At 69.3% G+C, this 21983-nt stretch carries 25 protein-coding genes and 1 pseudogene; 13 read left to right on the top strand and 13 right to left on the bottom strand.

Annotated elements, in window-relative coordinates; all coding sequences use genetic code 11:
* Window positions 1-549: 549 nt before the first annotated feature.
* On the top strand, window positions 550-954 hold the full coding sequence (locus tag IEZ27_RS35835; RefSeq protein WP_189651315.1) for a type II toxin-antitoxin system PemK/MazF family toxin: 405 nt from the start codon (window positions 550-552) through the stop codon (window positions 952-954).
* 205 nt (window positions 955-1159) lie between these two features.
* Window positions 1160-1912: a formylglycine-generating enzyme family protein gene (locus IEZ27_RS35830; protein WP_229824648.1), complete on the top strand. Its 753-nt coding sequence runs from the start codon at window positions 1160-1162 to the stop codon at window positions 1910-1912.
* Between the two features lie 179 nt (window positions 1913-2091).
* Here IEZ27_RS35830 and IEZ27_RS35825 read toward each other — a convergent pair whose 3' ends face one another.
* From IEZ27_RS35825 to IEZ27_RS35780, 10 genes and pseudogenes are all read right to left on the bottom strand, one after another.
* The gene (locus tag IEZ27_RS35825; RefSeq protein WP_189651313.1) at window positions 2092-2337 is read right to left on the bottom strand and encodes a hypothetical protein; all 246 of its coding nucleotides are present in this window, start codon (window positions 2335-2337) and stop codon (window positions 2092-2094) included.
* Window positions 2338-2516: 179 nt separating this feature from the next.
* Window positions 2517-2828, bottom strand: coding sequence for a hypothetical protein (locus tag IEZ27_RS35820; RefSeq protein WP_189651312.1), 312 nt, complete (start codon window positions 2826-2828; stop codon window positions 2517-2519).
* 727 nt (window positions 2829-3555) lie between these two features.
* The gene (locus IEZ27_RS35815) at window positions 3556-4176 is read right to left on the bottom strand and encodes a hypothetical protein (protein ID WP_189651311.1); all 621 of its coding nucleotides are present in this window, start codon (window positions 4174-4176) and stop codon (window positions 3556-3558) included.
* Between the two features lie 86 nt (window positions 4177-4262).
* Window positions 4263-5705: a hypothetical protein gene (locus IEZ27_RS35810; protein WP_189651310.1), complete on the bottom strand. Its 1443-nt coding sequence runs from the start codon at window positions 5703-5705 to the stop codon at window positions 4263-4265.
* Window positions 5702-6538: an ABC transporter ATP-binding protein gene (locus tag IEZ27_RS35805; protein ID WP_189651309.1), complete on the bottom strand. Its 837-nt coding sequence runs from the start codon at window positions 6536-6538 to the stop codon at window positions 5702-5704. Before IEZ27_RS35805 ends, IEZ27_RS35810 begins: the two co-directional genes overlap by 4 nt.
* Window positions 6535-7323, bottom strand: a complete 789-nt coding sequence (locus IEZ27_RS35800; RefSeq protein ID WP_189651308.1) for a zf-HC2 domain-containing protein — start codon at window positions 7321-7323, stop codon at window positions 6535-6537. Before IEZ27_RS35800 ends, IEZ27_RS35805 begins: the two co-directional genes overlap by 4 nt.
* Window positions 7320-7897 (bottom strand): annotated as a pseudogene (locus IEZ27_RS55360) (RNA polymerase sigma factor). Before IEZ27_RS55360 ends, IEZ27_RS35800 begins: the two are co-directional and overlap by 4 nt.
* Window positions 7898-7983: 86 nt before the next feature.
* On the bottom strand, window positions 7984-8403 hold the full coding sequence (locus tag IEZ27_RS35790; RefSeq protein WP_189651307.1) for a histidine phosphatase family protein: 420 nt from the start codon (window positions 8401-8403) through the stop codon (window positions 7984-7986).
* A gap of 38 nt (window positions 8404-8441) precedes the next feature.
* Window positions 8442-9125, bottom strand: a complete 684-nt coding sequence (locus IEZ27_RS35785; protein ID WP_189651306.1) for a CbtA family protein — start codon at window positions 9123-9125, stop codon at window positions 8442-8444.
* Between the two features lie 9 nt (window positions 9126-9134).
* Window positions 9135-9326 (bottom strand): CbtB-domain containing protein, encoded by a 192-nt coding sequence (locus tag IEZ27_RS35780; protein WP_189651305.1) that lies wholly within the window; start codon window positions 9324-9326, stop codon window positions 9135-9137.
* Between the two features lie 430 nt (window positions 9327-9756).
* Between IEZ27_RS35780 and IEZ27_RS35775 the strand changes: the two genes are divergently transcribed.
* The 8 genes from IEZ27_RS35775 (at window position 9757) to IEZ27_RS35750 (ending at window position 17319) form a co-directional block, all read left to right on the top strand.
* Window positions 9757-10188: an ester cyclase gene (locus tag IEZ27_RS35775; protein ID WP_189651304.1), complete on the top strand. Its 432-nt coding sequence runs from the start codon at window positions 9757-9759 to the stop codon at window positions 10186-10188.
* Between the two features lie 317 nt (window positions 10189-10505).
* Window positions 10506-10940 carry a hypothetical protein gene (locus IEZ27_RS35770; protein WP_189651303.1) on the top strand — a complete coding sequence of 145 codons (435 nt, stop codon included), beginning with the start codon at window positions 10506-10508 and terminating at the stop codon, window positions 10938-10940.
* A 99-nt stretch (window positions 10941-11039) separates the two neighbouring features.
* Window positions 11040-11165: a hypothetical protein gene (locus IEZ27_RS55115; protein ID WP_268246107.1), complete on the top strand. Its 126-nt coding sequence runs from the start codon at window positions 11040-11042 to the stop codon at window positions 11163-11165.
* A gap of 12 nt (window positions 11166-11177) precedes the next feature.
* Entirely contained in the window at window positions 11178-11597 is a 420-nt protein-coding gene (locus IEZ27_RS55650; protein WP_407672899.1) for a RapZ C-terminal domain-containing protein, read from the top strand.
* Between the two features lie 356 nt (window positions 11598-11953).
* Window positions 11954-12469 (top strand): hypothetical protein, encoded by a 516-nt coding sequence (locus IEZ27_RS35765; protein WP_189651302.1) that lies wholly within the window; start codon window positions 11954-11956, stop codon window positions 12467-12469.
* 617 nt (window positions 12470-13086) lie between these two features.
* Window positions 13087-13452 (top strand): hypothetical protein, encoded by a 366-nt coding sequence (locus IEZ27_RS35760; protein WP_189651301.1) that lies wholly within the window; start codon window positions 13087-13089, stop codon window positions 13450-13452.
* A gap of 62 nt (window positions 13453-13514) precedes the next feature.
* On the top strand, window positions 13515-14087 hold the full coding sequence (locus IEZ27_RS35755) for a hypothetical protein (RefSeq protein WP_189651300.1): 573 nt from the start codon (window positions 13515-13517) through the stop codon (window positions 14085-14087).
* A 4-nt stretch (window positions 14088-14091) separates the two neighbouring features.
* Window positions 14092-17319 (top strand): WD40 repeat domain-containing protein, encoded by a 3228-nt coding sequence (locus IEZ27_RS35750; RefSeq protein WP_189651299.1) that lies wholly within the window; start codon window positions 14092-14094, stop codon window positions 17317-17319.
* A 546-nt stretch (window positions 17320-17865) separates the two neighbouring features.
* Here IEZ27_RS35750 and IEZ27_RS35745 read toward each other — a convergent pair.
* On the bottom strand, window positions 17866-18279 hold the full coding sequence (locus IEZ27_RS35745; protein ID WP_189651298.1) for a hypothetical protein: 414 nt from the start codon (window positions 18277-18279) through the stop codon (window positions 17866-17868).
* Between the two features lie 400 nt (window positions 18280-18679).
* Here IEZ27_RS35745 and IEZ27_RS35740 point away from each other — a divergent pair, with 400 nt between their 5' ends.
* Complete coding sequence (locus IEZ27_RS35740) at window positions 18680-18973, top strand: hypothetical protein (protein ID WP_189651297.1); 294 nt, start codon at window positions 18680-18682, stop codon at window positions 18971-18973.
* On the opposite strand, the gene IEZ27_RS35735 is transcribed toward IEZ27_RS35740, so the two are convergent.
* On the bottom strand, window positions 18955-19719 hold the full coding sequence (locus tag IEZ27_RS35735) for a TetR/AcrR family transcriptional regulator (RefSeq protein ID WP_189651296.1): 765 nt from the start codon (window positions 19717-19719) through the stop codon (window positions 18955-18957). The two genes, IEZ27_RS35740 and IEZ27_RS35735, sit on opposite strands and share 19 nt — an antisense overlap.
* A gap of 68 nt (window positions 19720-19787) precedes the next feature.
* Here IEZ27_RS35735 and IEZ27_RS35730 point away from each other — a divergent pair, with 68 nt between their 5' ends.
* Window positions 19788-20645 (top strand): SDR family oxidoreductase, encoded by an 858-nt coding sequence (locus IEZ27_RS35730; protein WP_189651295.1) that lies wholly within the window; start codon window positions 19788-19790, stop codon window positions 20643-20645.
* Window positions 20646-20998: 353 nt separating this feature from the next.
* On the opposite strand, the gene IEZ27_RS35725 is transcribed toward IEZ27_RS35730, so the two are convergent.
* Window positions 20999-21496, bottom strand: coding sequence for a winged helix-turn-helix transcriptional regulator (locus IEZ27_RS35725; RefSeq protein WP_189651294.1), 498 nt, complete (start codon window positions 21494-21496; stop codon window positions 20999-21001).
* Between the two features lie 183 nt (window positions 21497-21679).
* On the opposite strand from IEZ27_RS35725, the gene IEZ27_RS54310 reads away from it, so the two are divergent.
* Window positions 21680-21983: SDR family NAD(P)-dependent oxidoreductase (locus IEZ27_RS54310; protein WP_229824646.1), on the top strand; the 304-nt coding region annotated here is incomplete at its 3' end.

The raw sequence follows: 21983 nt of genomic DNA, 5'->3' as shown, positions 1-21983 counted from the left end.
TCGACCAGGCGCCCGGCGGCGCTGGTGAACGGCACCAAGACCCGCAGCAGGGAGTGGGCAGTTGTCTGGGTGGCCCGCCCTCCCCGGACGTTCGGCATAAGGCGGTCCGCGCAGGCCGCCGCAGGCATGTCTCGTGCGGCCTCGCGCGTGCGGGACGGAGATCACCCAGCGGCGGTTGGGCGAGGACGATCGCGTAAACGCTGCTCCATACCCAGCAGTCCGGAGTCCAGAGTGGTCTGGATCAGCCGGCTTCTCACCTGCCCGTGGCGTTGCTCGGGATCGGTCAGGTCCAGGCCGGGGTCGGCCAGCACATGCACACCGGTCGAGTTCCCGGCGCCGGGGTTCAACCCGCGCGAACCGGCCCGCCATCCGGGACATCAGGACCTCGAACGCCTCCTGCCGGCGGGCAGGGTCTACGCTGTGACTCGCGGCCACCGCATGATCTTCAGTCTTCACACACCGATGATCAACGATGGCCGCGCCCGCATCCCTTCCGTGTCCCGCACGGGGCACGCAGCGTTCGCCCGCCGTCTCGTGCCAGGAGGACACATGCAACGCGGTGAAGTCTGGTGGGTCGACTTCGATGAGCGACGCCCGGTCGTGCTGCTCTCGGACGAGGAGTCATCCGGGTTTCAGGCGATGCAGGTCGTTGCGCCGGCGGGCGCCGAGATCAGCGGTCTGGGCGTTGAAGTGGCCGTAGGAGCCCCGGAAGGACTGCCCTTCGAAGGCGTGCTGCGGTTCGCGTTCCCGCGTCCAGGCTTTACTCCGTGCACATGGCTGACCACCGTGGCCCGGGACGACCTGATCGAGCGGGCGGGCGTGTTGTCCTCCGTGAAGCTCAGCGAGGTTGCAGAAGCCGTCCGTGCCGCTGGACAGAGGGCGGAATGGACCCCGATGGCGGCTGCCAGGTTCAGCGAGATCAAAGATGCCCGCCGTCTCGAAGGACTCGAGTAGCGGACGCCTGTGCTGCCCAGCTCGATCTCGTCGACGACTGACCGCTGCCCCTCTCCACCGCACTCCAGCAACAAGATCACGATCTACGGCTGGAGTACTAGAACTAAAGCCGTTGTCGGTCTAGGTCTGCCGCCTGATGCGCGCCCGGGCCCGTCGGCGCGAGCATGGTGTCTCTTCGATTGACAGTTGTGGAGGCGTCATGGGCATGGAACAGGTGGATTGGGTCGAGATCCCGGCCGGAACGTTGCGGCGGGGCACGCCCGCCGAAGATGTGGAGCAGGTCGCGCGCCGCTACGCCGACACCCGGGTGCCCGTGGAGTGGTACCGGAAGGAGGCCCCGCGTGCCGAGGTCCACGTTCCGGGCTTCCGGATCGCCCGCACCCACGTGACCGTCGAGCAATGGACGCTCTTCGCGCGGGCCACCGGCAGGCCGGTGCCGCAGACGCCGGCGGACCACCCGGTCATCGGTGTCAGCTGGCAGGAGGCGACGGACTATTGCCGGTGGCTGGGGGAGCGGCTCGGCGGCGTTGAGGTACGCCTGCCGACCGAGGACGAGTGGGAGCGCGCCGCCCGAGGCGACGACGACCGTGAGTTCCCCTGGGGCGAGGAGTACCGTACCGGGCTGGCCAATCTCGTGGACCTGGGCATCGGCACGACCACGCCGGTCGGCTCGTTCCCCGAGGGGGCCAGCCCGTTCGGCGTCCTGGACCTGGCGGGCAACGCCGACGAATGGACCTCCACCCTCTACGCCCCCTACCCGGGCGCTCCCCAAGAGGTGCCGAGGACCGAGGACTGGGCCTTCGACCCGCACATCACCCGGGGCGGTGCGTTCTGCCACGACCGGGACCTGGCCCGCTGTGCTCGCCGGCACGGCGCGTACGAGCGGGACCTGGCGGCGATCGGCCTGGGCTTCCGCCTGGCGTCGTCGGCCGGACCCTCCCTGCGGGAATCCCATTAGGGCACGACGGCCGGAGACACCAACCGTTCCCCGGTCACCTCCGGCACCGCCATCAGCACCTCCACCGCCGAGGCCATCGTGCGCGCCGCCTCATGCCGCTTCGGGAACGTACGCAGCCGGTTGGCATGATCGCCGCAACGGACTGCGGGCGTCAGCAGAGGACATGGTACGCCGGGCGGTCACTGCTCGGGCTGGGGCGTGCCGTGCACACCGAGCGCGTTCGCCGCGCGCTGGGCCTGGGCGGCCTGCCATCCCGCCCACACTGCCACCGCCAGCGCGACCAGACCCACCACCGCACCGGCGGGATCGACATCACCGAACTCGAACTTCGCCCCCTGCAAGCCGCGCCACAGCACCACCGCGGCGACGGCCGGCAGCAGGACACAGGCACCCGCCCAGCGACGGCCGCGCCGACGATCCTCCATGCCGGCCATCATCCACACCCGGCGCCAGGCCGGGACTCAGATCCGAACAAACGTGTCTGCGTGAGGGCGGACATGAGCTCACCGGCTCCCCTTGCGGTCCGGTTGGCGCCTGCGTCCCGGCCGTGATCGAGACCAACCGCGGCCGCTGCGCGCTCCCTGCGCCGTGCCCCGGACCATGATCAAACAGGATCGACGGCACGGATGCGGTTCTGCTCCTTCAGAAGCTGCTGGAGTTCGACGTAGGCCAGTATTGAGTGCCGCGAATGGTGCCGAGCCCGGAAGAGGTCGCTGACGAAGCCGGGGGGCGTCATCTCCCACAGAGCCTGCGCCAACCGGTAGCGCAGGTCCTTGGTCAGTGTCCGCCCCCGCGCGATCCGGCCGCGGACATCAAGATTCGGCCCGTGCCCCATCCACTGGCACGCGGTCAGGAGCTCCTCGTCGGAGAGCGGATCAGCGGAAACCAGGCCGGCGGCCTGCAATCGCTCGGCCACGTCTTGGATGATGACGGGGCTTGGAAGGTCCGCAGCGATCATCCGCAAGGCACTGCTCTTGCTACCGTCCACGAGACGGCCTGGGAGATCGGCGCTGAGGCAGCGCGGCCAAGACTCTGTCCCCGGATGCGGCCGGCGTCCCGTCAACTCGGCAACATGCTCGGCTGCCAGCACTGCGGTGCCTGGGCGTGCGCTCGACAGTCCGGCGCCCCAGGACAACGTCCGGGCCGTGACCATCACCTCCCACAGGCGGGCCACCAAGGCCGCGTCCTACGGTTCCGCCTCCCGCCAGCCGGTCCGGCACCTGCGGCTTACGGCGGCGGATGCCAAGCGTTTCCCACACGTCGGACAGGTTGCAGCCGGTGGAGAATCGGGGGCGACCAGTCGCCGCCGCTGGCATGTCTGCGCAGAAAGTGCCGAGTCCACGCGGAGGCGGCACTTTCACTACCCGATTGCACACCCATATGGGACGTACGCGCCATGTGATGTCCCGGAAATCTATGAAGTGCCGATACCAATGGGCAAGTCGGCACATCGGTGCGGGGAGCGAAGTCCCGCACTCCGCCAGTGGAATCGCACTTCTGGCGCCCCGGCTGCAGGGCGTGGCGCTGGCATCTGGGCATGGTCGTGTGGCGCGGGATGGTTGGTGCTGTCGATGATGGTCTTCAAGGGAGGCTGGCGGCCCGCCATACGGGCCGCGGAAGTCGTCGCCTGACAGCGCGGCGGGTCAGCGCCGCAGGTCGCGCCCCGCGGTGATCAGCCAGAGGTACGGCAGGGGCAGCATCGCCAGCCAGAACAGGTGTGCCTGATCCCAGTACCCGAACCCGCAGGTCGGCGGCCAGAGCCGGACCTGCTGCGGCAGCAGGATGGTCCCCAGCACCATCGCCAGCTGGACCACCACGGCGGCCATGGCGGCCTGCCGTCCGGGTGCGAACCGCACGGCGGTCGCCGCAGCGGCCAGCGCGATGCCGAGGCAGACGCCTGCCTCGATGAGCAGGTCGCCGACCGGGAACAGGGCGCCTTCCGGCAGGCGGGTCAGGATGTAGGAGAAGGCGGCCAGCCAGATCGCGATCGCGGCGGTACCGGGCAGCAGGCAGCGCAGCGCCTGCCGGACCCATCGGGGGACCGCGGCGGCGCCGAGGTCGGCGGACATGGCATCGACCAGCCCGAAGGCCGCCGCCGCGCCGAGCAGGGTGCCACAGATGCGCATGAGCACGAGCGCGTCGCCCCCGGGCAGTGCCTCCCCGTACCCCACCAGGCTCACCAGCCCGGCGGTGAAGGCGGCGACCACGACCAGAGGCCCCCAGTCGATGGCACGCGCGAGGGGGCGCACCAGCAGGAGCGCCACCCGCCGGCGGGATGGTGGCGGGGCAGGGACGGCCGCGGTGGGTACAGCCGCGGTGGAGGATGCGGCCTGGGGGTGTGCGGGCAGGGTTACAGGCATGGCGTGGCTCCCATCGGTGCGTCGAACTTCCGTTCCAGCCCGAGCAGCGGCAGGGCCTGGTCGATCGTGGTGGTGGGCTTGACGAGCGTGTCCCAGTTGGCCTGGACCTTCTTGCGGGCGCCGGGGGAGGCCAGCAGTTGCTTGGCGTAGCCGATCTCGGCCGGGCCCCAGTCCAGGCCGGACAGGCGTCCCAGGTCATGGTCGACATGAAGCTGCCGCCGGGCCTCGGGAGGGGCGACTTGGCCGATGAGCCAGAGTGCCACCGCCGTGCGGGCCTGACCGCGCACGTCACACGGTGTGGCGGGGCGGGAGGGGTTGAAGCGCTTGGCGGCCGAGTCGTACAGTCCGGTCGCCCAGAAGGCTGCGTCCTCGGCCAGAATCCTGCGCTGGTCGGGATGCCCCCAGCTCATCGGCGGCCGGATCACGCCGGAATCGTCGGTGAGGCCCCAGGTCGGGCTCGTCTGCCGCACCTGGGGCGCCCGCGCCCGCAGCGTCGCGGGCAGCGCCGCCACGACCGGCTGGACCGCCTGTTCCCACAGCGGGATCCACGGTTCGTAACCGGGAAAGGCGCAGTAGGTGAGCCCTTGTCGCTCCGTGCAGCGGTAGGCATGTGGGCCGAAGTAGCGCTCACGCACGCGGGAGTCCACATGGTCGATGGTCAGCTCCACGTTCGTGGGGAACTGTGCCGGTGGCCGGGTGGACGCCGCGGTGGCCCCCGAGGGCACCGCGACCGCCAGCGCCACCACCACAGCCACGGCGGGTGCCGGCCGTACCCGATGTCTGAGCAGCGCGAGCCCGCCGAAGAACGTCGCGATGGCGAGCACGTACACCAGGTGGAGCGCCGACGGGCGGTCGGGCCAGTCCGGCCGGTGGACCTGCATCACCGGCAGCAGCCAGCGGGCCTGCCCGTTCGTCGGGTTCATGTAGACGAGGACGCCGAGCACGGCCACCACCAGCGGCCCGGCGATCAGCCACCGCGTCCAACGGCCGACGGCCACGCCCAGCGTCGCGGCGAGGACTGCGGCGGCCACCGCCGTCAGTGGCTCCCACACGTCCAGCCGCCCTCCGGCGGGGCCGCTCAGCAACCGGATCGCCAGGTAACCTCCCACGGCCACCGCCGCTGCGAGTGCCGCGACCAGCGGTGTGGCCAGCAGCAGGGCCCGCGTGCGGTGCTCGGCCCGCCCCGGCAGGCCGGCGAGGCTCTCGGGCATGCCGTGCCGCCCGTCGCGCGAGGTGGCCAGGCTCGCCACGATCAGGACCGCCGCGCCGAGGCAGGTGGCCAGCCCGGTGGCATTGACTGGGTCCATCGTGAGGTCGGGCTGCTGGTCCCAGCTGAGGAAGGTCTGCAGCGCCAGCACCAGGACGGTCGCGCCCCACACGAGCGGGTGCCGCGCCAGCCTGCGCGTCTCGAACAGGAACAGCCGCCGCGTCACGCCGCCTCCCCGAGCAGCATGAGGTAGCCGTCCTCGACACCGGGCGGCGTCGCGTCCGCGGCCGGCGGACGCGGGCCGAGCGTTCGGTAGCGGCCGTCGGCCGTCCGCCAGAACAGCTTCGACGTGGCGGGCGGCCCGTCCGACAGCCACACCCGGCCGTCCGCGACGGCCGCGAGCTCGCGCGGGGTGCCGTCGAAAACCGCGCGGCCGCCGCGCATGACCACCACCCGCTCGCACAGCGCGGCGACGTCCTCGGTCTGGTGAGTGGACAACACGACGGTACGGCTCTGGCCGAGCCGCGAGACCAGCGCCCGGAACGCCATCCGCTGCTCCGGGTCGAGTCCCACGGTCGGCTCGTCGAGGATGAGCACGTCCGGCTCGCCCAGCAGGGCCTGGGCCAGCGCGAGCCGCTGGCGCATGCCGCCCGACAGCTTGCGCACCTTCGTCCGGGCCTGGTCGGTGAGGTCCACCTCGGCCAGCACCCGGCGCACCTCGGCGTGCCGGTGCTTCCGGTCGGTCAGCTCCTTGAGGATCGCCACGTAGTCCACGAGGTCGAAGGCGGTGAAATGCGGGTACGAGCCGGGGTTCTGGGGGAGGTAGCCGAGCCTGCGGCGCAGCGCGGTCCGCTGCGCGCGGTCGGCCGGGTCCAGGCCGAAGGCATCCACCGCGCCGCCGTCGGGAGCGAGGGTGGTGGCCAGGCAGCGCAGCAGCGTGGTCTTGCCGGCGCCGTTCGGGCCGAGCAGGCCGGTCACGCCGGTGCCGAGCGTCAGGTCCAGGTCGTCGAGCGCCCGTTTGGCCCCGTAGGTCTTGGTCAGTTTCTTGATCTGGATCATCTGGTGCTCACTTTGTAGAAGCGGTACGTCAGCAGGAGGGCGGCCACGCCGTACCCGATCTGCGGGGCGGGGCCGAAGACGGCTAGCCAGCTGCCGATGAAGCGGCCCGTGCCGACGATGGCCAGCCACGCCCCGCCCACTGCGAGGGCGGCGATCGGCACGGGCAGCCGGCTCGACAGGGTCAGGCAGCCGGCGGAGGCGGCGAGCGCGGGCAGCAGCCAGGCGGCGGCCAGCCCAGGTGGCGCCGGCAGCAACGGTGAGGCGAGCCCGGCCAGCACTACCGACACCGCCAGCACCGCCGTGGCCCGGGTCAGCAGCAGTCGCGGCCCCGACAGGGGGGTGGCGGCCACCAGTTCGTGGGCGGGATCGACGCGGGGCCCGTAGGCGAGCGCGATGCCCGCCAGCGGCAGCACCGGCGCGACGATCAGGAATGCGGGCAGCAGCTCGGCCTGCTCGCGCGCGGCCAGCACCGCGAACGCCAATACCGCCACCACCGCGGCCAGCCAGGTTCGGCTCAGCGTCGGCGTCGCCGACAGCAGCCTGGCCAGGTGGTCAGGCACCCCGCCGTGCCGCAGGAACCGCTCGGACAGGCTCGGGCGCGGCGTGATCAGCTCGGCCTCCAGCCTCCCCCAGGACGCTTCGAGCCAGTCCTTGTCGTACGGCACCGCCGCCCGGCAGGCAGCGCAGCGGCCGAGATGCGCGTCCACGGACATGGCCAGAGCCGGTTCGAGCGTGCCTTCGAGGTAGTGCTCACGCAAATCATCGGGGATGTGCCAGCTACTCATGACAGCTCCTCGCGCAACCGGGCCCTGGCCCGCATCGCGCGGGTCTTGACCGTGCCTTCCGGTATGCCCAGGAGACCGGCGGCCTCCTTGGTGGTGAGGCCGTCGAGGACAGTCGCCTCGATCACGGCGCGCAACTCTGGGGAGAGCCTGTTCAAGGCGGCGCCGAGGTCACCGTGCTCCACGCTCAGCAGGACCACGTCCTCGGCCGAGGCGACCGGCGAGCTGTCGTCCGGTTCGATGCCGGAGCCGACCCAGCGCGAGCCGCGGCCGCGCAGAGCGGAGATCAGACGGCGGACGGCGATCGTCCACAACCAGCCGGCCGGGTTGTCGCCGCGGAAGCCACCCGCCGAGCGCCACACGGCCAGAAAGGTCTCCTGCAGCGCAGCGCGTCGTCGATGGCGTCCGCGTCGGCGCAGCGGCGGGCCAGGCGGGCGCGCAGCCAGGGGGCGTGGCGCTGGTGGAGGATGCGCAGGGCGACGGTGCTCCGCGCGGCGACAGCGGTGATGAGGTCGGCGTCATTGCTTTCCGCAGTGACGTCCGGGGCCGCGCGCCGTCGGAAGGGAAACGATCTCACGGTATATCTATCGCAGGACCTGTATGAGCCGGTTCGCCCAGGTCAGCCCTTTTCGCGATTTGGCCCGTGGATCCTCGTGCCCTTGTTCACCGCAGAGCATCACAGATGGCGGCTGGTGGTGCCAGCCTTACCGGCAGGCCGTCGCAGACCACGACGGCTCGCGGCTCGCCCCGTACCGCATCGAGCCGGCCCGCCACCCTGGCGGCGAGCGCGCTCAGTGACTCACCGCCATGCGGGGCGGCGTGCGGGTCGGCCAGCCGGCTCGCCGGCGCGTCCGGCTCCTCTAGCGCGACCCGTCCGTACGGCAGGCCCCGCCACCGGCCGCAGTCTGCCTCCGCCAGGGCGGGAATCTCGGGTGCCGCCAGCCCCATGGCGGCGGCCGTCTGCCGCGCGGCCCTGCCGGGAGCGGCCCATGCCACCGGCGCCTCGACGGACCCCGACGCGGCGGCCCTGGTCAGGCTCGCCGCGTTGGCGTCCTCGTCGGCGGGAAAGCACCCGGCCGGCATCCCCGGTGTGGTTGCATGCCGGACGAACAGCACCTTGCTCAGCTCGGCGCTGCGACCAGCGGATGTGCCGCCGCACGTCGCTCCGCCCTCTCGGGCACCTCGTCGACCGCCGGCAGCAACCACCATGCGGCGGCGACGGGCACGGGGAACGCGACTGCCGCCGCCGTCCAGCGCGCCCATGGGTCGCCGTCGACGCGGCGGGCCGTCGCGCCCGCGATCGCCGTCGCCGCCAGCCCGACGAGGATCATCACCACGTAGAGCAGCGTGCGGTTGTTGATGGTGTCCGGATCACCCACCGCAGGCGGGTTGGCCGGATACTTCACGAAGGGCACGAGGATGATCGCGGCGAACGCCGTACCGGCTGCGGCCACGGCCAGCCGCCAGTCGGAACGCGGGCCGATCCGCCCGCGCAGTCCGGCGAATACCAGGGCGAACCCCCCGCCCACGGCGAGCCCATAGAGCCCGGTGGCCAGGAACAGCCCTGCCTTCTGCACAGGCCTACCGACCACGGCCTCCTCGCCGTGGCTGTGCCTGGCCGCTTCTGCGTGGCCCTGCTCGGCCGTCCCGGTGTCCGGATCGGGCGCCTCGGACTGGGCGGCGGCCTCCTCCAGGGCGATCGCGTGGTCCACGCGAGGCTCTCCGAAGGCGAAGGCGAAGGCGCCCGCGATCAGTCCGGCGAGAAGTCCGATGAGCAGACCTCTGGCCAGGAAGGTGCGTACCATGCCCGGCCCTCAGTGGTAGGGCACGCCGAGCAAGTGACGCCTGTCGTGCATCAGCTCGTGCAGGAAGGTGCCGGTCTGGGAGATGGCGCCGCTGTCCATCAGAACCAGGTAGGCCACCAGCAGCAGCACGGGCACGGCCAGCAGCAGCCAGGGGCGCAGGAGCGGAAAGGGAACCGTCGAAGGGGTGGACAACCCGCTCATGTCAAGCCTCCTCAGGGGTCACGCGTCCCATATCGCGAGGTCACGGCTGCCAAGCGACCTGGCTCCCGGGATCTACGTCCCGGATACAGTGGCGCGTCCGCACCGGCATCTCACCGGATTTCCCTTGGACAACCGTGAAATCTGCCGGAACGTATCCTTTCCTCACGTTCGCGTCGATATGCGCAGGTACGCGCCGCCTCAGGTTCACCGCCCCCTGCCCCGGCACGGACGAGACCATCCTCGGCCTCTCCGGGAGCGCTGACAGGAGCACAGGCACCCATGTGAAGTGGGCAGGGCGGCGCGGCATGCGCCTTTACGAAGGACCCAGAATTCTACCCAGTCGAGTGGAAAGATCTAGCATGCGTTGGTAAGTCGACCGCATATCGGCAGCCACGTCGGGCATCGAGCGATTGGGAGGGGGTCCGGTGCCATGAATGTTGCCCGCGAGGTACGCGACCGCTATACGGGCGCGTTCAACGCTCACGATATGAAGGCGCTACTTCGCACTTTCAGCCCGGCCGGGGTGTCCATCAGCCCCGAAGGCGTATCGCAGGGACACAGCGAATTGGCCTCCTACCTGGAGGAGTTCTGGACGGCATTCCCCGACGTCCGGGCGGTGCTCACGGAGTCCTCCGAAGGTGAAGCCACAACCGTCGATGAGCTTCTCATGGTGGGCACTCACCGAGGGCCATACACCATGCCCGATGGCCAGGTGCTTTCCGCGACGGGTCGCCCTGTTCGTTTGCGATGCTGTTATGTCTGTACGGTGGAAGACGGACTCATAACGAGTTTGCGCCTCTATTTCGATCAATTGGAGCTGCTCACCCAGCTCTCCAGCTCTGTGACTTTGCGCCGTTCTTAGCGCCTGTTTCCAAGCCTCGGTGATGACCATCCGCCTGGTTGTGGCGTATAGGCCTGGACCTGGCCTGTCGGTTTCGGAACCAGCGGAGTCAGGGACAAGGCTGGGGCGGTGGCGACGCTCTCGGCAAAGCGTCCTGGCGACTTTCAGATGCACGGCAGACGGACGAACCTGTCATGGCCCTGCATGGTCTGGTCCATCTCGCGGAACGTGGTGCGTTTGCTGTAGAGCATTTATCCGACTACGAGCCCTACAGGCCACATTCATATGGCCGATCATCATGCGAGTGTCTCTTCCTGCTCAATCGAGAGAGGAAGTCAATGCACTGGCAAGGGTTCATCGTTTTACGACTCCGACTTCCGATGTTTGCCGCCGTCATGGCACTTACCCTGGCCGTCAGCGGTGGGGCTGCTCAAGCCGCGACAAGTGAGCAGGTCATCCATCATGCGGACGGTAAGGCAGCGGGCCATGTGTGGTTCAACTCCGGCACTCACAACATGGAGAAGGGCCGGAATTCCTTCACCGTAAAGGACGTCTTCTGTGGCGATGGATGGAAGGCCGGAGTGCAGTTCGAGGTACCCCAACTCGGCATATCAGGCTGGTACGCCAGCCGCGGAGACTGTGCTGGTGAGGCCAGCTTCTCCGCCGATGAGGGCGACTTGCCGCGTTCCGTCATTTACTGGCGGGGTTTCAAGGCCAGCACGACGGAGACCCTGTACACGTACGAACCGTGGATGACGGACTACGTCGACTGATCATCCAGCCCTGTCGTCGAGGGCCCCCACGGGAAGGCACATGCTACGTCGCGGATGCGTGCTGTGGGTTACGGTCGCCATGGACGTCATCCGGGTGAGTTGATCGCCATTGCAGCGGCGTTCCTGGCCAGCCCCGAGTTCCGGGGGCTCCCGGACGCCGACCGGAACCGGCTCTACGAGATCGACGCCGCCCTGACCGAACGCCAGCGGTCCCGGCAGCGCTGACCAGCCTCACCCCTGGAAAGAGCACCACCTCATGGCACTCACGCTCATCTCGTTCGGCTACCTGCACGGCCCGCCGCCCGCAACTGCGGCATCCTCGACCTCGACGGCCGCGGCAACGCGTCCAGCAGATCGTGCTCGGCACGCCCGGCGCCGCCGAGTTGGTCGACAACCTGGTGGCCTACGCGATGCTCCCTGCGGGACCCGCGCTCCACCGCCATCGGATGCGCCGGCGGCAAACACCGCGCGGCCGGCCTGGTCGAGATCCTGGCAGCCCGGCTGCGCGAGCACGGCCAGGCGGTCGACGTCGACCACCGGCACGCGCACCTGCCCCGGGTGCTGACCCAGTTGAGCGTCCGGGACCGTTCCTACCGGCCCCGGGCACCCTTCAGCCATCCAACCACCTGCACCGCCGAGATTCCCCGCCCTCCTTGAACTGCGAGGGGCTGGGGGATCTTTCTGTGCCGAGCGGCCCTCGGTAGAGGTTCGGTAGTGCGGAAGATCGCCTGGTGGTGGTCTGGCGTGCATGCTGAGTATGGAGGACACCCTGGGACGTGAGCGCGCCAGGCTGACCCGCCTGCGGGACTTTCGTGATCGTCTGTGTCAGTTTCCGAAGTCGTCTGCACGAATGCGCGAAGTGGTCTGCACGCAGCAGTAGCCGCCCCGATGCCTCGCCCTGAATGGTGCACTGGACGCCGCGGCAGGTCGGCCCTGGACCGACCGATACCTGGATCGAGAGTAGTCGGCCGATTACCATCGGTGAGGAATTCACTGTCTCCGAAAGGGCTCACATGAAGGCATTCCGCCGAACCCTCACCCTTTCCATGGCGGCGGTCTCAGCGGGCACGCTTCTCACGGCCGCCTCACCCGCCGGCGCCACGGCTACCAGTTCCCCGTGCGGCACCGGTCCCTGGCCCGAGTGGCACGATCCCACCATCAATGAGATGACCGACATCAGGGAAGTGGTGAACCAGACAACGCGCGACGTACAGATCAACGACGGAGAGAACCAGGACATCCGTTTCACCGTCCCAGCCGGCCGTCAATGGACCGGTTCCATGTGGGTTCCCTGGGTCGGCCGTCAAGACGAGATGTGGAAGAGCATCACCATCAAGTGGGGGAACCGGAATCGCTACTGGGTGTTCCAGAGATACGGCGGGTCCGACCACGGCGATATCAAGTGCAGCGCGGTGGGCGACTTCGACAACAGTGGCCGCGTGTCCGCCAACGGCATCGAAGGCGGCAGGAAGAGGCTCGTCATCCGCGACAACGACACCCTCTTCCTGGAGTGGATCAGTTACCCCTGAACCCGACCTTGAACGATCAGCGACAAGCCTGCGCCTGCCGAACAACACCGCCCCACCTGCGACCGGGGCGTACTCGTGCAAGAGGTCACCGAGCCGGTCTCGTCGGGAGACGATGCCGATCGAAGGAGACCTCGTGCTGGACGAGGACGTCGCGCAGGTGGCGTTCGTCCCATGACGTGAATCCGATCGAGTGGCTCAGAGCGTCATCGATCCGATCGTGTCCGCTCGAAACACGGTTTCGTGGTGTGAGCTGCGGTTTTGCTTCGCGACCAGGGCCGCGGTCGGCCTGGACCCAGCGCCACGTCAGACATCACCGACCTGGCGACAGGTTCTCACCTCGCAAGCCTCCGGCATCCTGGCGTGCGACTTTCATGCACGTCGACGCCGTGTTCCTCAAGCTTCCGCCCTTCCTGATCTGTGCGTCTGCGGACCCGGACCGGTTGCGTCACCTGGCCTCCCGAGCGTCGATCGAACCTGATCAAACGCCGTCCAACTGGCAGGAGTGCCCTACGCGCCAACCCGGCCACTCATTTCGGGTCACGGCATTGGACACCTGTCTTGATCGATTAGCGGGTCGGTGTGAGAATGAGTCGCAGTCGTACCGACAGCGAGGGCTGATGGAACTCTGGCACGCGGGGGTGTACGGCGCGCTCGGCGGTGCTGTGGTCGAGCTGATGACGCTGTGGCCATTGATCATGGCGTGGCAGGCCAAGCGACAGAAGGTCCGGCGCAAGCCCCGTCCCGCGTTGAAAGAGCACATCGATCTGCCCGCGCACGCCCTGGTGGCCTTGACGAGGGCGGTGCTTGGCGCGCTGGTGGGGCTGGGCCTGGCCGACCAGTTCGCCGGACCCATCGCCGCGTTCACCGCTGGAGCCGCCGCCCCGCTGCTGCTGTTGCAACTCGGGAGAGTGCGTTCGCTAGCCGCCGCGCAGAACCAGGCAGCCGCTCTGGGCGAGGTCAGGCAGGATCAGGGGGTGCAATGAGGGGGGGAGGGTCCCTGCTTCGCCGTTGCTGGTCGGTGCTGATCGGGGCGGACCCACGCGATATGGCGGAGATCCCCGCCCGCGACCGCCCCCTTTGGGATCGTTACTGGGCGACGCTGCTCAGCTCCGGCGGCGGGGAACGCGAGCGTCCCGTTCCTTCGGGCAGGACACGCGCGACGGGAGCCTGGCTGGACCTCGGGCTGGCCGCGGCCTCGGCCAGTGCGGAAGGCAGATACCGGGAGGTTCACCGTGGCCGATACCGGCTGCGGCTGGAGATCTCCGCGGGTGACCACGTCCAACTGAGCGTCTCCGCGCCGCTTCCACAGAAGGCGGGGGTGGACGTGCTGCCCGTATGGGTGAGCGACGGTGAGGGCACGCGCCGCTACCTGCTGGCCCTGCAGGCCTTCCCCGACGAGCTGTACGGTCTGCTGCGCCTGCCCAGACCGAACGGGACTTTCGTCGCCGCCGATGTGGATGGGCAGGTGCTGAGCCCGGCAGAGGTCGCGGCGCGCGAGCCGGAGGAGGTGCTCCGTTCCCTCCGGGCCACCGCCACCACCCGCGGGATCGACGTGTGGAAGCGAATCGCGGCCGATTTCCCCGACGGGCATCCGGTGCGCGCCGTACTGGGCGTATGACTCCGTGATCGAGGTCCCGGCAGACGCCCACGCCCAGTACGAGTTACTCGTTCGGCTCACCGGCACGGACGCAGGGCTGTTCCCTCTCATCGCGGACCTGGTGCGGACCGGCAATGCCGAGGAACTGCGCGACCTGCATGCCGCCCCGCTGGCTTCGCTTCACCCGCTGATGGACGAGCTGGTCGGCTACCCGGATGGGAGCGCCGACCTCGGAGCCCCCTTTCGCGTCGGTCAGGGCCCGGCCGTGCACGCCCTGCGCGCCCTGGCCGGTCTCGGCCTCGCTCTGCTGGAGGAGCCGTCGGCCCCCGACGCGCTCGCCGCAGCCGTGCGTTGGTACTCCGTGGCGGATCATTCTCCGCGGTCGGGTCCCGCCACCACAGGTCAGGCGGAAGACGTACGGGTGGAACGGTGCCTGCGCCTGCTGGACGGGATCGATGCCTCACCCGGCGTGCGCCTCACCGCCGCCGTGTGGTTACGGCACTTGGTGGATCCGCCGCCACGCGGCAGGGCGCAGAGTGTCGGCGTCCTGTTCAAGCTGGGGCTCGCCGGCGGACAGCGAGCCCAGTTGAGGGCCGTACGACTGCCGGGTTCCCCGCCGGGACTCGTCCCCGACCCGGCACGGATGGCGCTGTTCAGCGCCGATGCCCGCTTCCGTGAAGCTCTCGGCCTCGCCTGGTCACACGCCGGCCGCCTCTCCGACACCGTGGTGTGGTCGCTGGAAGCCGACACGGGGCCCGTGCCGTACGTGGAGGACTCCTCGCTGGGAGCAGCGTTCGCCGTCGTCCTGGACGAGGTGCGGCGGCGTCAGCGGGCCACGGACCTCTTGCGGATCTCCCGGCTGCGGCCGGACAGTCACGTTGTCGGAGCTCTGGGCAAGCGCTCCCTCCTAAGGTCGGTCGAGGGGTATCCCGACAAGCTGCGTGCGGCAGGGACAAGGCGGGTCATCATCCCCGCAGCCGACCTGGACCACGCAGAAGAGCATGCGGCGGAAGCCGAACTCGTTCCCGCACTCACCTGGCAGCAAGCCGCGCGGCGGGCCCGGCGAATTCACCGGCGGGCCCTTCTGCGGCTGATCACGGCCGTTTCGCTGGTCATCGTCCTGCTGGCCGGTGGGGTCGCCGCGTACTTCCGGCAGACCGAGCGCACAAGCGCGGCGGACAGGGCCCGCCTCGACCGCGCCCGCGACCTCGCTGTCCAGGCAGCGAGCCTGCGGGAGGAGGATCCCGCACGTGCGGGCGTGCTGGCGGTCGCCGCCTGGCGGACCGCTGATCTGCGAGAGACCCGCCTGCAGCTGCACGCGACCTTGGCGCAGCCGTACCAGGACGCCTTCAAACCGCCGAGCGCGAGCGAGACCTCGTCCCTGACCCTGACCCCGGACGGAAGCCTGCTGGTGCTGAGGACCGGCACCGCAACGGAGTTGTGGGATGTCGCCCGCCACCAGCTGGTCAAAAGCTTCCCCGCGCGACCTTTTGGCCTGATGGCGGTCAGCCGCGACGGATCGATCCTGGTCGCAAGCGATGATCAGGACAAGTTGCGACGCTGGGACCTGTCCAGAGGTCCGGCGGCCGGCCCGGCCTTCGGCAAGGTCGCCGACGGATACGAGATGGAGTGGTTGGGCCCTACCCGCACAATAAAGCTCAGCGACGACGGTTCTGTGACGGCGGCGACGACCGCGCGGCAGGTGACGGTATGGGACACCAGAACGCGCAAGAAGCTGCTGGCCGTGCCATTCGGCACGAACAGGTTCGAGCTGAGCCATGACGGCCGATGGCTGGTGGCGCGGGAGAAATACAAGCACCTGGACGTGAAGGTGTGGGACGTACGCAAGGGCACGCTCGCCACCACGATCGCTCCCATACCACCCAGCCGCGCATGCCAGTCCAGCCGCGAGGACTGCTCCGGCTACGACGACCTGGCTTTCTCTGCTGACGATTCGATGCTCGCCGTCAGCACGCCGACCGACACCCAGCTGTTTTCCACCAGGTCCTGGTCCAAGCTCGGCAGGGCGGCGAGCTCATCAGGAAGCGGGCCGCTGGCCTTCAGCGGCGATGGCGAGTTCGTGGCCTCCGAAGAGAGCGATGGGCTGCGGCTGGCCGCGTCTGCCGCCCTGGACCTGCCGATTCTCACCACCGCGGCTCCGGGGCGGGCGTCCATCTCTCCGCTGACTTTCAGCGCTGACGGCCAGTGGGTCCGCTACCTGTCGGACGACAAGGCGGTCATATCCATCTACGTGGGATGGCATACCCGCCCAGCTCACGCCTTCGGCTCTTCGGCCGGATTCTCCGACATCGGTGCGAACGGCTCGGTCCTTGCCACGGCCACCCAGGGCAGGAACAACGAGCTCCGCCTCCACGAGGCGACCACCGGACGGCAGGTGGGTCCACCGCTCTTGCATGACTTCAACCAGGCCCCCGCCAGCGTGGCGGTCGGCCTGATCTTCTCTCCCGACGGACGATTCGCGGCGACTCCAGCCGCGTTCGCCCAGCAGGTCGCGCTCTGGCGGACCGACAGGGGCGGCTCCGCGACGGTTCTGGAGCGCCGGCAGCCGGACCCGAACAGCGACGGCATCCCTACCAACGTTCGCATCGCATTCAGCCCAGATGGCAAGAAGCTCGCAGCCGTCTGGCACACAGGCGGCCTCTCCGGAGAATTGCAGGTATGGGACGCCGACTCGGCTGTTCCAACGATCTCGGCGAAGGTGAAGGCGACGGCACTCGCCTTCACGCCTGACGGGCAGAGCCTGTACGCGGGCGACATTCGCGTAGATCTGAAGAACGGGACGACACGGAAGATGACCTTCGGCGATGCGGGCAACGTCCCCGATGAGATCGCCTTCTCCGGGGTACTCATGGCGACCGTGATCGATGGTGAAGTGCGACTCTGGGACACGGAGACGCTCGCCGTACGCGGGCCGGTGCTGACTCGCGTCTCCCCGCCAAGCCGGCTGGTGTTCTCCCCGGACGGGCGCACGCTGGCAGTCGGTGACCACGAGGGCGCGCTGCATCTGATCGACACCACGGCCAAGCTGGAACTGAGCCCGCCCGGTCCCGGCGCTGGATTCGCACTGCACGACCTGGCCTTCCGCTCGGACGGGTATCTGGTAGCCCTCGACTCCTGGGGGAATGTCCGGGTCCTCCCCGTCGCGCCGGGCGCGCAGGCGACAGAAATCTGCGCGCGTCTCAGCTCGAAAGTGCCCGCGGGATGTGGACGTCCCACGGCCACCGGTGGTTGATCAGATGGAGGCGATGGCGCGGCACTGTCGACCGCCTGATTTCGTCGATGTCTCGCAACAGCGCTTGGAGCCTGCTGACGAAGGGCTTTGGTGTTCCGGGGGAGGGTCAGGAGAGCGCCGGGGTGTGGTCATCGTTGGGCTGTTCACCTGTGAACGGGAGCGGACGTCAGTGTGCCGGCCAAGGTCATGGTTCACACCGTACGACGGTCGGAGCGCGCTGACGGTCACCAGCCACCTCATGCCCGACGCCCTGCGCGCTGTACCGAGACCTCCTCGGGAAGAGTGAGCATCTTGTTGAGGATCGGGACCGGCTGCTCCTCTTCGTAGTCCAGGTGGGCCTCCAGCTCGGTGGCGAGTCGGTCGAGCTCGTCGCCGACCCCTGCGCGGGAAACGTGTCGTTGAGACGGGCGCCGCGCCGGGAGTGCAGATGCACGCCGCGGTCGCCGTTGACCAGGACGATGCCGCGAAAACCATCCAACTTAAGCTCATACGCCCAGGCGCCGGCGGGCCCTGAGGGGATGTGGTGGTGCCAGCCCGACAGTGGTGTCACCGGAAAGCGAGCGAGCTGGAGTCGAGCCGGTTCAGGTCCTCCACAGCACGCCGGATCTTCGCCGGACGCGCCTTCGCCGCGGCCACCGGCACGCCGAGCAACGTCCCGATGTCATCCCATGACCGGCCATTGCCGCGCGCAGCCTCGATCAGCGCCGGCTCGTCCTGCAGCAGTTGCGCCCGCGCGCCGGCCACCGCGCGCAGCGCGTCATCGACGTCCTCGGGCGTGGCCTCCACCCTGTCGTCGTGACCGGCCATGCACAGCGCGTCCGCCACGCCCGTCACAGCCTCGATCGCGGGCACCTCGTAGCCGTACTGCCCGGCCAGGCGCTGGGCCGCCTCGTCGCCGAAGCGAGGGGCCAGTCGCGCACGAGCCGCCATGACGTCCCGGTGACGAGATGGATACGACATGGGCGCACTCCTGCTCAAGCTGGGCGGGTCACCCATCCTCGCATGCCGTGGCCGAGCTCAGCGGGAGGCAATCGTCTCTTACGCGGCTGCCTCCATGCGTCCGGCTGGAGGACGAGAATGCCGGCCTGGGCCGCGAGCCCGACGAGAACGCGATGCTCCTGTCAGTGCGGGTCCCTGCTCGGCCTCGCCCGCGCGCACGCCGAGCCAGGCACGCGCGACCGCGCCCTGCTGTATGCCCGTCAAGCGCTGGACCAGGCGTCCTCGACCGGCTACCGCCTGCTGAAGGATCTGGCGCTGTCGCTTTTGGCCGACCTGGAAAGCAAGCCACGGCCGCGCGGGCGGTTACGCCGAACTGGCGCTCGCGCTGCACCGTTCCGGCTGGCGGGACACCGGCAGCGGAATGCTGGATGAGGTGGTGGACCGGCTGCACACCCAGGCTCGGCAGCAGTGCGGGGCGACCGGGCGAACGCCGCCGTCACGCGAGGCGATCCAGCTGACCGTGTGCGCCCTGCACCAAGCAGTCGCGACGGAGCCGCTGTTCGGCGACGAGTTCCGCCGGAGCGTCGGACTGGACGACACCGCCCGGGATCGTCTGCTCGACTGGTGGGTCGAGACCCTGCGCGCGACTCTCGCCGGACAGGGCTGGCCGATCGATCCGCAGCAGGGCTGCGGAGATCAGCTGGTCGATCGGTGATTCTGCTGAGCCATCGCGGCGATTCCGTCGAGCAGGGCACGCAGGCCGAGGTCGAACGCGCGCACCGCGGCCTCGGCCGCGCTGCGGTCGAGGCCGCCGTTCCGCCAAGTCCGTTCGATCGCCGGGTATCGCGCCGGGTCGAAGATGGTCTCCCAGAACTCCTGACGGGCGGCCCACCAGTCGTCGTCGGACAGGCCGCTGAGCCGCTCGGCGTGGGTGTGTTCGGCAAGGGTGGCGGTCGCGGCGTCGACGAAGGTGACGATGGAGTCGCTCGCCGCGGACGCCTCGGTGGCAGACAGCCCGGTCATGGACAGAGCGGCCAGGAGGAAGTCGGCCCTGGCGAGCAGGCCGGGACCCAGGGGTGGTCGTACGGTCGACACCATGCGCAGCCACGGGTGGCGTTCATGCAAGGCCGTGTTCTGCTTCGCGTAGTGCTCGATCTGGTCCCGCCAGGAGCCTGATCGAGTCAGGTCGAGTTCCCGCCAGGCGGAGTCCACCATCAGGTCGACCAGTTCGGCCTTGCCGGGCACGTGGGTGTAGAGCGTCATAGTGCCGACGCCGAGGGACGCGGCGAGCCGGTCCATGGTCATGGCGGCCAGTCCTTCCCGGTCCGCCAGCGCCATGGCTGCACCCACGATCTTGTCCAGGGACACCTTGGGCGGCCGGCCGCGGCCCGACCGGGCCTGCGGGGAACGCCAGAGCAGGCGCAAGGTCTGCCGAGGGTCTCCACCGCCGCTGCGTTCCATCAAGCCTCCCTTTCCGTAGATGCTACGGTAATGTTTATCCGTAGGACGTACGGAAAAGGGGGGCGTACATGCGAGTGCTGGTGACCGGGGCGACAGGGAACGTCGGGCGGCACGTCACGGCAGGTCTGGTCAGGGCCCACGTTCAGGTACGGGCGCTGACCAGGAACCCGGGCCGGGCCCGGCTGCCCGGCGCTGAGGTCGTCCAGGGAGATCTCACCGAGCCGGACAGCGTGCCGTTCGACGGCGTGGACCGGGTGTTCCTCTTCCCGGAGCCGTCGACGGCGAAGGCGATCGTCGAACGCGCCAGGCAGGCCGGCGTTCGGCGGATCGTCGTGCTCTCGTCGGGCGCGGTGAGCGGCGGTTTCGACACGACATTCCATCCGCCGGTCGAACAGGCCGTTCAGGAGTCCGGTCTGGAGTGGACACATCTCCGGCCGGGCGAGTTCGCCGCCAACAAGCTCTCGCTGTGGGGGCCGTCGATCCGGGCCGAGCGGCTGGTGCGGGACGCGAACCCGGACGCGGCCTGGTTTCCCGTGCACGAGCGGGATGTCGCCGATGTGGCGCTGAAAGCCCTGTTGGAGGAGGGGCATCGCGGCCAGGCGTACGACATCAACGGTCCAGAGTTGATCAGCTTGCGCGGCCAGGTCGAAGCCATCGCCGACGCGCTCGGCGAAGAGGTGAGGTTCGAGGAGGTCACTCCGGCGCAGGCGCGCGAAATCTACCTGAAGATCGGAGGATTCGCTGCCGAGGCTGCGGACTTCCTGCTGGGATTCACTGACTACGACGGCAATCCGGCCGATCCGGCCGACAACATGGACTTCGATCCGAGCACCTTGGGCCCGTTGCCCACAGCGCAGTCCGTGACAGGCAGCCCGGCACGGACGTTCGCGCAGTGGGCGCGAGATCATGCCGAGGACTTCCGCTAGGAGAACTCTTCACAGTTCGGGTTGATCAGAGCGGCTGGTCCCGTCCATTCGAGCGACGCGGACGTGGCGGCCGAGGCCGGTCGACCGGACGTACGAAAGAAGCGCGGCATGACGGCGGCCCCGCCGGCGGCCGCCGTCACCGCTCCTTGCCCTCACTTCTGGACCGGCACTCCGCGAGAACCCCCGCCAGAGGGTTCGCCGCCCGGATTCGTTTCATGCAGGTCTGGCGGGCTGGTTCCCGCGAGCGTGGGAGCCGGAGTGGCCTCCTGCTGTGCCCGACTCGGGAGGCCCTGGTGGCCGGCGCGGCGCCCGCCCGTCAGCGTTCACACCGCCTTCGGTGACGCGGCGGGGTGTCACCGTGGGGCGGCGGCGTCCGAGCGATTCTTCCGTGCGGCCATGGCCTGGGGGAAGCCGGGGCCGTGGGCGACGTGGATCTGTGCGAGGTCGGTGACCTCCCCGCAGGTGCCGCAGGCGGTCTGCTCGGTGATCGCGTCGCCGCAACCGGTGTGCCGGTACAGGATGGGCGGACCTGCGGGTGCCGCCCATTGATCACCCCACTGCGTCAGCGCGATGATCACGGGTGCCAGGTCGAGTCCCTTCCGGGTCACGGCATAGTGGCTGCGATCGGGCTGCTCCTTGCTCGGTCGCCGTTCGAGGATGCCCGCTTCGACCAGGCTGTCCAGGCGTTTGGCCAGGATGTTGGTCGCGATGCCCAGGCGTTGGAAGTCGGCGAACCGGGTCGCTCCGGCGAACAACACGTCACGCACGATCAGCAGGCTCCATCGCTCGCCGATGACCTCCAGTGCCCTGGCGGCCGAGCACACCTGCGTGTCGTAGGTCTTGCCCAGCATGGCGACCACACCTCCCAGAGGAGCACTTGCGTCATGCAAGACTACCCCTCTAACCTCGCTTGCATCACGCAAGTGCGCTCTCGTACGCCGGACGGCGCCGTGGCCGCGACCACGGTCTGAGCACGGTCTGAGCGCGGAGCCCGCCTGCCCATTTCCGGAAGAACAATCATGTGGAGGTCGACGATGAGCGGATTGCTGCTCAAGGGCAAGAACGCTGTGATCTACGGAGGCGGCGGTGCCATCGGCGGCGCCATCGCACGGGTCTTCGCCCGGGAAGGTGCGAGGGTCTTCATCGCCGGGCGGAGGCAGGCCAAGCTCGACGCCGTGGCGCGGGACATCGCCGCCGCGGGCGCAACGGTCGAGACCGCGCAGGTCGACGTGCTTGATCAACAGGCCGTGGACAAGCACGCCGACGCGGTCGCGGCCACGGCCGGCGGCATCGACATCGCCGTCAACGCCGTGAGTGTCCAGCACGACCAGGGGACTT

The organism is Nonomuraea spiralis, from assembly GCF_014648435.1.
Lineage (GTDB): Bacteria > Actinomycetota > Actinomycetes > Streptosporangiales > Streptosporangiaceae > Nonomuraea > Nonomuraea spiralis.
The sequence above is the reverse complement of the archived record's forward strand: the minus strand, read 5'-3'. Positions and strand labels throughout refer to the sequence as shown.

What these genes read in the sequence shown, in the direction of transcription:
- IEZ27_RS35835 (WP_189651315.1), top strand. Translation starts at nt 550, where the DNA reads ATGCAACGCGGTGAAGTCTGGTGGGTCGACTTCGATGAGCGACGCCCG.
- IEZ27_RS35830 (WP_229824648.1), top strand. Translation starts at nt 1,160, where the DNA reads ATGGAACAGGTGGATTGGGTCGAGATCCCGGCCGGAACGTTGCGGCGG.
- IEZ27_RS35825 (WP_189651313.1), bottom strand. Translation starts at nt 2,337, where the DNA reads ATGGAGGATCGTCGGCGCGGCCGTCGCTGGGCGGGTGCCTGTGTCCTG.
- IEZ27_RS35805 (WP_189651309.1), bottom strand. Translation starts at nt 6,538, where the DNA reads ATGATCCAGATCAAGAAACTGACCAAGACCTACGGGGCCAAACGGGCG.
- IEZ27_RS35800 (WP_189651308.1), bottom strand. Translation starts at nt 7,323, where the DNA reads ATGAGTAGCTGGCACATCCCCGATGATTTGCGTGAGCACTACCTCGAA.
- IEZ27_RS35790 (WP_189651307.1), bottom strand. Translation starts at nt 8,403, where the DNA reads ATGCCGGCCGGGTGCTTTCCCGCCGACGAGGACGCCAACGCGGCGAGC.
- IEZ27_RS35785 (WP_189651306.1), bottom strand. Translation starts at nt 9,125, where the DNA reads ATGGTACGCACCTTCCTGGCCAGAGGTCTGCTCATCGGACTTCTCGCC.
- IEZ27_RS35780 (WP_189651305.1), bottom strand. Translation starts at nt 9,326, where the DNA reads ATGAGCGGGTTGTCCACCCCTTCGACGGTTCCCTTTCCGCTCCTGCGC.
- IEZ27_RS35775 (WP_189651304.1), top strand. Translation starts at nt 9,757, where the DNA reads ATGAATGTTGCCCGCGAGGTACGCGACCGCTATACGGGCGCGTTCAAC.
- IEZ27_RS35770 (WP_189651303.1), top strand. Translation starts at nt 10,506, where the DNA reads ATGCACTGGCAAGGGTTCATCGTTTTACGACTCCGACTTCCGATGTTT.
- IEZ27_RS35765 (WP_189651302.1), top strand. Translation starts at nt 11,954, where the DNA reads ATGAAGGCATTCCGCCGAACCCTCACCCTTTCCATGGCGGCGGTCTCA.
- IEZ27_RS35760 (WP_189651301.1), top strand. Translation starts at nt 13,087, where the DNA reads ATGGAACTCTGGCACGCGGGGGTGTACGGCGCGCTCGGCGGTGCTGTG.
- IEZ27_RS35755 (WP_189651300.1), top strand. Translation starts at nt 13,515, where the DNA reads ATGGCGGAGATCCCCGCCCGCGACCGCCCCCTTTGGGATCGTTACTGG.
- IEZ27_RS35745 (WP_189651298.1), bottom strand. Translation starts at nt 18,279, where the DNA reads ATGTCGTATCCATCTCGTCACCGGGACGTCATGGCGGCTCGTGCGCGA.
- IEZ27_RS35740 (WP_189651297.1), top strand. Translation starts at nt 18,680, where the DNA reads ATGCTGGATGAGGTGGTGGACCGGCTGCACACCCAGGCTCGGCAGCAG.
- IEZ27_RS35735 (WP_189651296.1), bottom strand. Translation starts at nt 19,719, where the DNA reads ATGGAACGCAGCGGCGGTGGAGACCCTCGGCAGACCTTGCGCCTGCTC.
- IEZ27_RS35730 (WP_189651295.1), top strand. Translation starts at nt 19,788, where the DNA reads ATGCGAGTGCTGGTGACCGGGGCGACAGGGAACGTCGGGCGGCACGTC.
- IEZ27_RS35725 (WP_189651294.1), bottom strand. Translation starts at nt 21,496, where the DNA reads ATGCTGGGCAAGACCTACGACACGCAGGTGTGCTCGGCCGCCAGGGCA.